The organism is bacterium (assembly GCA_024228115.1).
In the GTDB taxonomy this organism is placed as follows: Bacteria; Myxococcota_A; UBA9160; order UBA9160; family UBA6930.
In genome coordinates, this window is the sequence record JAAETT010000041.1 from 1 (window position 1) to 3,565 (window position 3,565).

At 60.1% G+C, this 3,565-nt stretch carries 5 protein-coding genes and 1 pseudogene; all 6 read right to left on the reverse strand.

The window, feature by feature from the left end; translation table 11 throughout:
* Nucleotides 1–162 precede the first annotated feature (162 nt).
* The 6 genes and pseudogenes from GY937_01340 to GY937_01365 all read right to left on the reverse strand — a co-directional run bounded on the left by GY937_01340 (nucleotide 163) and on the right by GY937_01365 (nucleotide 3,534).
* Entirely contained in the window at nucleotides 163–351 is a 189-nt protein-coding gene (locus GY937_01340) for a hypothetical protein (protein MCP5055350.1), read from the reverse strand.
* Nucleotides 352–702: 351 nt separating this feature from the next.
* Nucleotides 703–1,107 (reverse strand): hypothetical protein, encoded by a 405-nt coding sequence (locus GY937_01345; protein MCP5055351.1) that lies wholly within the window; start codon nucleotides 1,105–1,107, stop codon nucleotides 703–705.
* A 77-nt stretch (nucleotides 1,108–1,184) separates the two neighbouring features.
* The gene (locus GY937_01350) at nucleotides 1,185–1,448 is read right to left on the reverse strand and encodes a hypothetical protein (protein MCP5055352.1); all 264 of its coding nucleotides are present in this window, start codon (nucleotides 1,446–1,448) and stop codon (nucleotides 1,185–1,187) included.
* Complete coding sequence (locus GY937_01355) at nucleotides 1,445–1,588, reverse strand: hypothetical protein (protein ID MCP5055353.1); 144 nt, start codon at nucleotides 1,586–1,588, stop codon at nucleotides 1,445–1,447. The genes GY937_01350 and GY937_01355 overlap by 4 nt, the downstream gene beginning before the upstream one ends.
* Nucleotides 1,589–2,094: 506 nt before the next feature.
* Nucleotides 2,095–2,463 (reverse strand): annotated as a pseudogene (locus GY937_01360) (hypothetical protein).
* Between the two features lie 807 nt (nucleotides 2,464–3,270).
* A complete protein-coding gene (locus GY937_01365; GenBank protein MCP5055354.1) occupies nucleotides 3,271–3,534 on the reverse strand; it encodes a hypothetical protein in 264 nt (87 codons plus the stop codon).
* Nucleotides 3,535–3,565 lie beyond the last annotated feature (31 nt).

Here is a 3,565-nt window from a genome sequence, read left to right on the forward strand (position 1 = left end):
CCTGGTCTGGGTGATGACTGCTCACGTGCCCTGTCTCTAAGAAGCACAGCGCACAGTTGCGTAGCTCGTGGTCGGTGCAGTCCGGTGGTAGCTCAGTGCGGACCAGCTCGATGATGGGCTTGCCGTCTCGCACTGTTACTACCGGGGTAGCCCGGGTGATGGTCACGTGAACCACCCCCAGAGCGTGCGAGGTCGAGCTTCGAGCGTCTGAACCCTGCTATTCAGCTGGCTGAGCATGCTCTGCTGTTGGGCCGAGACGTCGAGCAGCCTGTCGAGCGCCTCGAACATCATGTCGTCAGTTGCTGGTTGATGGTGCTGGTGCGACGTTACGTAGGGGGTTGGGTCTGTCATGGTTGGATTCTCCCGATCAGGGATTGTCTTGCCTCGCACCAGCGGGCAGCCCGCAAGCGAGTAGGGAAGGTGAGCCCAGAGGGCAGACCCTCAGGAGTGACGGCTCTCCAGGGTTCACGGCCTACCTCTGTGCTCTGGAGGGTGCCCGCAGGTAGGCCGTTGGCTACCACCCTGATGCGGTTGGTATATGGGTCTTCAGTTCCATAGCGAATAGTCATGGTTGGATTCTCCTCCATGTCTTGAGTGCGAACGAGAGGTAGAGCTCCCGTGCTACGGGGTCCATCGCCCTAGCCTCGTCGAGCTTGACGATGGTGGTCGGGTTGTTGGTGGTTGGGTAGGAGTGAAGGCGCTTCATCGGTTGAACCCCTGAAGCACGAAGGTGTGGTGCGTGATGTCGCCCGTAATGGTGATGGTGCTGCCTTTGTCGAGAGGTAGGCCACCACCAAGGAGGCCGAGCCACGCCATGTTGATACCGATCTCCATCATGTGCGGTGGCTCCGAATCCTCTGGCCCCTCTACTGCCCGAAGGTCACCATGTGCGAGCCACTCACGTAGGGACAGAACGGGTGGGTCAAGTAGCTGGACGTCCTTTCCCTCGTAGGTGGTGCTGATCTCGATGGGGGTGGACAGAGGGGCAGTCATGGCCGTGACGTCTAGCGGTGCACCAGTGTCGATACGGACCAGGATGCGGGCCAGGGTGCAGGGTGCATCGGCGACCCACGAGAGAGGGGGCGGGTAGAGGGTGGGGTAGAGCACAGCTTGGAAAGAGCGCTCAGCTGCGGCAGCTAGGTACGCAGCAATGAGTCCGTCTGCCGGGGTGTCAGGTTGGTGCGTCACTGCTCCGCCCGCCGCTCTACTCGTTCAACCCATCGCTCTACCAGCGTGACTATCCCGAAGCCGGCAAGGGCCACGCCATAGACACCAACCCAGAACAGCACCACATAGCCAGCGTGCGTAAGGCTCCCATCAAGCGAAGGCATACCGGACACGCCCAACGTGATCAGGAACAGAGCCGGAGCGAACTCCGAGAACATGCCCCACAGGTAGGCGATGGCGAACACACCTACGAGGGCAACGAGGCCGATGGTTTCGATCATTGCCCGGCCTCCTCTCGTAGCCTCATGCCAGCGAACACCGCCTCGACCATGCCCCCTCCAAGAGACCAGGTCATGTACTCCCTGTCGGATCGCACCTTCTCGTCTCGTATGTTCCGCAGGTAGTCGAGCTCGACGTGCATCTCAGCTATCTGGTTCAGTAGGTGGTCGCAGCGGTGGCACTGGTGCTCAATCATTGCCCGGCCTCTTCTGCTACCTCGTCGACCCAATGCCTGGCGATCTCGTGGTAGTTGATGGCCGTGGTAGAGGTGTCGAAGCCGACGTCCTTGAGTAGGTTCCAAGCTTCTCGGGACACTCCGTAGCTTGGCTCACGGCTCGTGGCTGCGATCTCGATGGTGTCGTAGAGCCCATCGAGCCACTGCTCGATCTCAGTAGCGAGGATGCCAGTGGCGTGACCTCTTATGTCAGCCTCCCTATGTGGCTCCTCGGAGTCATGGGCTAGGTCCTCAGCTGCTTGGTAGTTATCCGTCGCACGTTCACGCCAGTAGGTGTAGTCACCCTCGTTGTTGTCCAGGTGGAAGGCTAAGGCCCAGGTTGAGCGAGTAGTCCAGCCGTTGTAGGTGTCGTCGTCCGGTGTGGGTGTCTCGACCTTCGGGGCAGGGGTCGGTGGGTGCTGCTGGATCGTGTGCATCTGCTCGGCCAGGCTCTCCACCTCAGCAGTCACGTACTCCATAGTTCGATATGTAGCGGTGGTGGACAGTGGCTGAAGGGCGAACGTGGGTGTCACATCGAAACTGTGGGTGCAGTCAAAGCCGAACCACCAGATGTCAGGTGGCTCCTCGCCCTTCTCAGTATGCGATGCGTAGGTCAGCCCACCATGCACCTGGATCTGCTCGTCGGGACTGTCGTTGTAGTATCCGTAGTCCTTGCCGTACCAGGGGTGGGTATCTTGCACACCCACGTAGCCACAGAGATGGCCACCGTGTGACCTGATGATGGAGCATCGATACCCACTGGCTTCATGCTTCCAAACTTTGGTGTCCGACTCTGTGTCCCAGGGACCAGCAGGCCATTTGGCCCTGTCTAGCTCTGGTCGTGGATACGGGTATTGGTTGGGGTTGTACGTGGTGTCGGTGTTAGTCATGGTTGATTCTGCTTTCTCTGCTTGGTGGTGGTGGTGGTGGTGGTGGTGGTGGTGGTGGTGGTTCCACGGCTCTTGGGTGTGGTTGACCTGATGGGGGAGCTGAGGCCGCAGGCCGAAGCTTCCGTCATGAGGATCAACTCTTAGGTCTTAGGCGTGGCGGGTGACGGACGTACTGCTAGCTGCGACTCGGGTGATACCTCGTGTGGCACTGCGGGCAGCCCGGCGAGAGTTCTCCTCCCACCAACCGATGTTGGTTAGGTCTTCCTCTGTAGGTTCGTGATCGAAGTAGATAGCGAACGTGATCGTGGCTATGTGCTGGGTCATGGTGGTTGGTGCCTTCTCTTCGTGGGTCTGGTTAGCGAGCGAGTGTGAGCAGGTGAACTGTGCCGTCTAGGTCCACCGTTGCTACTGGGTCTCCCGTAGGTGGTGACCAGGGCAGGATGGGCGTGCTAGTTGGCGGTGTCCAAGCGCTCGATTTGTACACGGCGTAGCGTGAGAACTGACCCCGCCCGTCTTGCTTGGCTACGATTGTGGAGCCGGTGAGACACTCGGGCCTAGTGAACTTGCGCTGTATCTCGTGAAAGTGGATAGCGGTGTCGATGGCACGTTGGAGGTCGGGGGTTAGCATGGCTGGTTCCTTTCAGATCGTGAGCCCGGCCAGCATGGCCAGGACGGAAGCTAGGAATGCTGCGGCTAGGGCGTGGCAGGGTGCGAGGGTGGTCACTGGTCGGAGTAGAGGTTGGCCCGGCCTAGCTGAGCATGGCTACAGACGTAGCACTCCCAGTACCCGCCGCCCGTCGGGTTGTCCAGGTACTGCGTCAGGGTGGCGTTGCCCATCGATTCTGCCGAAGCTGTGTGCTCTGCGTAGATCTCCTCGGACTCTTCAGGTGTGGTGACGTGGTGGTCCAGGTGCGTCCAGTCGTCGTTCTCGACTGCTGCTGCACACTCGTCACAAACTAGGTAGGTGTGCGTTGTGGTGGTCATGGTGGTCAGGCTCCTAGTGTCGGCAGGGGGA